At 39.9% G+C, this 6,411-nt stretch carries 7 protein-coding genes and 1 pseudogene; 6 read left to right on the top strand and 2 right to left on the bottom strand.

What is annotated here, in order from left to right:
• Positions 1-303 precede the first annotated feature (303 nt).
• On the top strand, positions 304-750 hold the full coding sequence (locus tag ACM0OS_RS28110; RefSeq protein WP_414546468.1) for an alpha/beta fold hydrolase: 447 nt from the start codon (positions 304-306) through the stop codon (positions 748-750).
• A gap of 143 nt (positions 751-893) precedes the next feature.
• Positions 894-1,475 (top strand): hypothetical protein, encoded by a 582-nt coding sequence (locus tag ACM0OS_RS28105; protein ID WP_414546467.1) that lies wholly within the window; start codon positions 894-896, stop codon positions 1,473-1,475.
• A gap of 20 nt (positions 1,476-1,495) precedes the next feature.
• Here the strand turns inward: ACM0OS_RS28105 and ACM0OS_RS28100 are convergent, their stop codons facing one another.
• A complete protein-coding gene (locus ACM0OS_RS28100) occupies positions 1,496-2,494 on the bottom strand; it encodes a ParB/RepB/Spo0J family partition protein (RefSeq protein WP_414546466.1) in 999 nt (332 codons plus the stop codon).
• Positions 2,437-3,054, bottom strand: coding sequence for an AAA family ATPase (locus ACM0OS_RS28095; RefSeq protein ID WP_414546465.1), 618 nt, complete (start codon positions 3,052-3,054; stop codon positions 2,437-2,439). The genes ACM0OS_RS28100 and ACM0OS_RS28095 overlap by 58 nt, the downstream gene beginning before the upstream one ends.
• Before the next feature lie 132 nt (positions 3,055-3,186).
• On the opposite strand from ACM0OS_RS28095, the gene ACM0OS_RS28090 reads away from it, so the two are divergent.
• From ACM0OS_RS28090 to ACM0OS_RS28075, 4 genes and pseudogenes are all read left to right on the top strand, one after another.
• A complete protein-coding gene (locus ACM0OS_RS28090) occupies positions 3,187-3,549 on the top strand; it encodes an HNH endonuclease (protein ID WP_414546464.1) in 363 nt (120 codons plus the stop codon).
• 94 nt (positions 3,550-3,643) lie between these two features.
• Entirely contained in the window at positions 3,644-4,129 is a 486-nt protein-coding gene (locus tag ACM0OS_RS28085; RefSeq protein ID WP_414546463.1) for a hypothetical protein, read from the top strand.
• 583 nt (positions 4,130-4,712) lie between these two features.
• Positions 4,713-5,234: pseudogene (locus ACM0OS_RS28080) on the top strand (ParM/StbA family protein); the annotation flags it as partial.
• 573 nt (positions 5,235-5,807) lie between these two features.
• A complete protein-coding gene (locus ACM0OS_RS28075; RefSeq protein WP_414546462.1) occupies positions 5,808-6,365 on the top strand; it encodes a reverse transcriptase N-terminal domain-containing protein in 558 nt (185 codons plus the stop codon).
• Positions 6,366-6,411: the final 46 nt, after the last annotated feature.

Below are 6,411 nucleotides of genomic sequence, written 5' to 3'. Positions count from 1 at the left end.
GGCTTACTTGGCTAATTTAGAGAGTCGTCTTCTCTAGTAAGTTTTGCCACACTAGCATTTATCCGCAATCTCTTTGTTTGCAATATGGCATATCCTCTCCCCGCAAAGTAATACTCAAAACTACGATCTCAATTTCATACTTTCTTACTATTGCTATTTTGGATGATTTGTGATAAGCGATGACTACGTTAGAAAGGGGGTTGAAGGACAGTTCACAGAAGATGCACCCTTCCTATGAGGCGTGTTTGAAAAGCTATCTGTGAGACAATCACAAACGTATTTAAATTTTGGGGATTGACGGAAATGCTATGGCTAGTTGCGTCTCTTGGGGTATTGATGGGAGTATTCGGGTTTGGAGCAATTTATCAAACACTTGCCACAAGCCGCGATCGCAGAAAATTTCTACCTCCCGGAAATATAATTGAGATTGATGGTAACAATTGGCACTATCAAATTATGGGTCAAGGTCACCCAACAGTCATTGTGGATAGCGGAACCGGAGGTACTCACCTAGATTGGCAGTTTGTGCAACCTGAAGTAGCTAAATTTGCAAGAATCTTGACCTACGATAGAGCAGGCTATGGTTGGAGTGATTTAAGTTCAGAACCACGCACAAGTGAGCAAGTCATTAGTGAGTTGCGGCAACTTTTGAGAAAGGCTGAAATTGAGCCGCCTTATGTTCTAGTGGGAATGTCTTTAAGCGGTTTATTCAGTCGCTTATTTGCCTATAACCCATCTTCCGCACCCTAAACTGTCACACAACGAAAAATGGTCGTTTGGGGGTTTGGGATTAGCGATCGCCACCTAAGATTTCGACCTTTTTGTATAAAAAACATCCTAAAATGAATTCAAAAATACGAAATTACCGATTGTGACACCGGGGGGTGCGGAATGTGGGCTATAACTATCCAGAAGAAGTAGTTGGGATGCTTTTGGTAGATGTAGCACATGAAAAAATGTATGAGAAGGCACCAACCAAATGGGTTGGATTTAACAAACGACTTGAAGAACTGTTAATTCGTGTATTCCCATTTTTGGGACGTATTGGTTTGTTTCGTCTGCTTGTCTCTTTTGACTATCTTCCTTTAGCGGCTGGCTTATTCCAAAAATTTCCACCTTCAGTACAGCCTCTTGCTAAAGCAATCTATTCTCAAACCAATTTTTGGGAAGCCTTTTCTCAAGAATCGGTTGCGCTATCAATTAGCATGAACCAGGTTGAACAGGCAAGAAAGACAAAACCTTTTCCTGAAATTCCTCTAATTGTCTTGTCGTCTGGAAAACCAGACTTCGGCATAACACAAGAGGTACTTCAGACACTACAAGAATTACATACAGATCTAGCCAATGAGTCACCCCAAGGTGTTCACATTGTTGCTCATAAAAGTGGACATGTAATCCAACTGGATGATCCAGAATTAGTCATTAATGCAATCCGTCAAGTCGTAGAAAAAGTACGTTGTAGTAGCACCCCTTAAATGACCCAAAATGTTTTGGGTCATTTCTGCTTTAAGAATTCTTCTATTTGAAGTATTAAGCTTTCAGCTTTTTGAAATTGTTTTGGATCTTCTCCAATATCTTTTAATGATTTTTTGAACTGTTTGTAAGCACTATCTAATCGGGTTTTAATAGAACTTTCTGAACTAAAAGTGAGCCTTTTTACACGCTTTTTGATTTCAGCCAAGGACAAATTGTTGACTAGTACTTCCTTTAAAAGATTTTGACGAATATTGGAATCTTTAATTTTGGAAATTTCTAATCCCTTCGTATATTCAATTTTTCCTTGACGAATAGCATCAAGGATTTCTGGAGGTTTTTTCAACAAAGGTAATCTCGTCTTAACAAAAGATTCCCAAGTTACTCCACCCAAAAATGCAAATATTGATTGGACAGTATCAAACTGAGGATGAGATAAAACGTCTTGAATACCTGAACGACGTTTTAGATTATCAAGTTTGTATAGTAGGCTTATAGCTTCTTCAACAGTTCCTTCAATACTGACAGCAAGAAGTTTCAAAGTACCATCTACTTCCTCTAAGGCACTGAAGTCACGACGATTTTTGTTCTCTGCAAGTGATGCTTTAAAGGCTTCTACATCATTCCAATTGAAGATACGAACAGGCAGCAGATCGATTTCTGCAAACTCAGAGCCGTGATAACGACGCTTTCCGGCAACAAGTTCGTATTCATCAGGTTCACCATTACTTAGTGGACGAACCCAAAGTGGAGAGTGAATACCATTTGGTTTCAGGTCATTTAACGCCCAAGTTTTTAGTTCTTCTTGGTCATAATAGTAACGTACAGGTTGTTCACCTGGTACAAAACTAAAAGTTAAATGAATCTTACTACGGTGTATCAAGACTACAGAAGAATCCTTGCTTAATTCATTATCATTTATTTCACTTCCTTCTATCTCAGAAGTAAAGCTTAAAATTTCTTTTAAATTAGCAAGTCTTTGATTGGTTGTAGCTTTGCTAGTTCCTTCCAATCTTCCCATGCCTTTTTTCCTCCACGTTTAATTTCATAGATTGGCTTACCTTCGGCAGCTGCATGTTCATACACTTTTAACCGTTGGATTCCTTGTTCTAACACAGGTAAACCTTGTTCTTTCAGCGTATGAAAAGCAATTTCTCCATCAGGTTCTGATGATGGAGGCACAACAGTTAACAAAACATAATATTTTGTTTGGGGTGGAAAACTTTGAATCATCATATTCAAAGCACTAATTGATAGAGCTGAAGGAGTTGTAACAGCTAAAAGCAGATCACACCCATCAATTAGTTCTTTAATTTCAGCAGAATTGGGTCTTGCCGGAGTATCAATGACAATAAAATCAAATTTTTCTTTTGCCATTAATCGATTAGCAGTATTTTCTGTAGCGACTTGAAAAGGCAAATAACCACGAGTCCCCCAAACAGATGCAGAACGATTAGGGTCGTAATCAATGAGCAAAACTTTGTATCCTTTTTGTGCAAACAGGCAAGCCAGACACACTGCTGAGGTAGTTTTGCCCACACCGCCCTTAAAAGCAGTCAGTGTTACGAATTTGGTCGCCAAAATTTTTTTCCATTACTTGCGAATGAAAAAATTTTAGCCTGTTCTAGCGAAATTGGTTAATTAATTAGGAAGTTTATGAATAATCAGCTACTTAAATTTTGACCCAAAACGGTTTGGGTCATCCCCTACTTGATGAGTACACAACTCCAAAACCCTGAAATAACAGGTATCAAATATCAACAGGGTGAGTTATTCGGCTTTAAGGTGCAGGAATATTTGCTCCACAAGTGGGGTAGGAAATGCGCTTACTGTGGTGTAGAGAATGTACCATTTGAGATTGAGCATATTCATCCCAAGTCGAAAGGCGGGAGCAATCGCGTGAGTAACCTTACCATTGCCTGTCACAACTGCAACCAATCCAAGGGCAATCAACCAGTCGAGCAATTTTTAGCTAAAAAACCAGAATTGCGTCGGCGGATTTTAGCTCAAGCCAAAGTACCGCTCGAAGATGCGGCAGCAGTTAATACAACACGATGGGAACGTTGCTGCATTTAGTTGGCTACAATGCCCTCATACACAAAAGTGCAATAATAACTACTGAAAATATTAATTGAGAATAATGCAAAAACTAAAATTTTTTTCCTCTTCAATGATTTTACTAACAGCGCTCACACTTACGAGTTGTAGCACAGCGACAACTGAAGATTATGAAGCTACAGCGCTCACTAGTTATACTTGGCAAGTTAAATATGCCAATAACTTAACCAATAACCCACAGCCACGTGTTGAAACTTTTGCTACTACTTCAGCGTTAAATCAAAATGGATTAAAACCCCCAGGAGCAGTTATTGAGGCAGATGAGCGAGGGCTATGGTGGCCTACTTTACCCCCGCGCCCCAGTGTTGATGAAATCGAACAACGCAAAAGACCTCAAGAAGAGGCAGGCAGACCCCAATTGTTGAAAAACGTAGAGTACCAACTGACTTATGAAGTGGGGGATGCACAAAAAACTTTACCTACTAATTATGAGGTTTATCGACAAGTAGTGAAAGCTTATCCGTCCCAAACTCCTTTACAATTGACTTTAGGCGTGAATGATAATTCAGTTGAGAAAGCTGAACCCATACCTAAATAATAACTATTCATACAAACTAACTTCTATATCACTTCGCCCTAATTCAAAATTTATACTTTATTAATTAAGCTTTCTACGTTCATAACATCAGCTTTTTTGACAGTCTTTTTAACTACTTGACATAAGTAAATTTTGCTCGTGCTTGCTATGCAACACTAAAAAAGCAATCATTTTTTGGGCTTTGCATCTATTTTAAAAGGATTTATTTTTACAAAAAAAACACACCATTGCCGAATCAGTTGTAAATAATTTTATTTTTGGGAGCAAAACAAAATTTTTTATCACTGACTGTCATAACAATAAAAATTTTACAAATTCCCTTTGGGGTATATATGGGGGCTATATATACCCCAAAACACTTTGAGATATTTGGTGACTATTTAGCCCCTATATAGGGTATATATAGGTGATGCTTAGGGTACTTTTTCTGATTATCACTTTATACCCCACTTGACCCCCAAGAAAATTCTGATAAACTCACACAAGCACAGAAAAAACTGGCAGCACGTTTTCTCCTCTGTCTCCTGCACCCTCTCATCTAAACAGATCATTTTCTTCAACAAATCGTATTCACTTATCCCCCATGTCTAACATTCACACTTTGCAAAAAATTTTTCCGGCTGGCTTTGATAACGGTTATGGCAGCCTGAAACTTTTAGTCGATGGCTTTGAAGTTATTCGTGTCCCCAGCTATATTTCCACTGCCGAAATGGAAGATGTCCCCGGAAGAGTTGTTTTTAACGGTACTGCTTACACCGTTGGCGAATCTGCTTTCCGCACTGGTTATCATTTTGACCGCAATACAGATCACAATGAAAACAAAGTCAACAATGCCCTCTTAACATTATTTGGTGCATTGGCACATCTGCCACACCGTAAGGCTTGGCATTTAAAATTAGTCGTCAGCTTACATGATGTTGGTTTGGCAAAAAACTTAACACAAAAACTCAACGGAGAATATCAACCCATACTTGCTGGCAAAAAATCAGATGTCACACTAGAAGTCCTCAAAGTCGTACCAGAGGGCATGGGTGCATTGTTCGGGCAGTTACTTCCCCCAAAATTAACTGTTTTAGATTTTGGTAATGGTACGACTCTGTATTCTGTGCGACTCGTTCAGTCTAAATAAGTAGAAGTACTTAGGGACGACTGCCTAGGCTCAAGCCTAGAGAACTGATTAACAATGTAGGTGTAAATCCTACCCCTCAAGTGCTGAGGTGAAAGCCCTTTCCCTACGGTAGCGACTAGTCATCAATCCGTAAAGCGGGAATGAAAGACGCTCTTACTAGAAGCCTAAATCTGGTGTTCGTCGAGCAAGGTATCCATGAGTAAAGCTTCGGCTTCAAGACACGTTTGAATCATCGTGAGAGTTAAGTAGCAAAATAAGGCTGAGATGCTACGCCAAAAGGCAAAGGATTAAGGGACTGGCAAATAGAATATTGACCAGTAAGCACCCCCGATAAACCCGGTGAAGAGTGTCACTCTAAAGGTATCAGTATTGTTAATCGGAACGAAGTAACCCGTCAAACGCTCTCAGGTGGTCGAATACTTGAGTAGGTGCTAACCGGATGCCTTGACGGGCGAGATTGAGTAAGAAGCGAATGTCTTACTGTAATGGTAAGAATATGCTGACGTACTCACGATGATTTGGAAGAAATAATCTCGTTAGGAAGTATATATGTCTAATACGCTGGACAACCAGACGGTGGAATGGAACAGAATAAACTGGCATAAGCTAGAAGTAGCTGTTTATAAGCTTCAAAAAAGAATATTTCGAGCCTCTGGTCGTGGTGATACTAAAGCAGTACGCAGACTCCAAAAAACCTTGATGAGGTCATGGTCAGCCAGAGCCTTATCTGTCCGTAAAGTAACCCAGGACAACCAGGGTAAGAAGACCGCAGGAGTAGACGGAATTAAATCCCTCACCCCCAAAGCCCGCCTTACACTAGTGTTGAGCTTAAACATTAACCAAAAAGTTAGTGCAACCCGCCGAGTTTGGATTCCCAAGTCGGACGGTGACAAGCGCCCCCTAGGTATTCCTACTATGCACGACAGAGCGACTCAAGCCCTTGCCAAACTGGCTCTTGAACCAGAATGGGAAGCAAAGTTCGAGCCAAACTCATACGGCTTTAGACCTGGCAGAAGCGCCCATGATGCAATCGCAGCAATTTTCACATCAATTAAATCCAAACAAAAATGGATTCTAGATGCTGACATAAGTAAATGCTTTGATTAGGCATCTTGATACTCCTATCAAAAACGTAAGTTGCAGATTTCTCCAA

Source organism: Nostoc sp. CCY0012 (genome assembly GCF_963920855.1).
Classification (GTDB): Bacteria; Cyanobacteriota; Cyanobacteriia; order Cyanobacteriales; family Nostocaceae; genus Cyanocohniella.
Note: the sequence above shows the minus strand (reverse complement) of the source record. Positions and strands in the feature narration are given on the sequence as shown.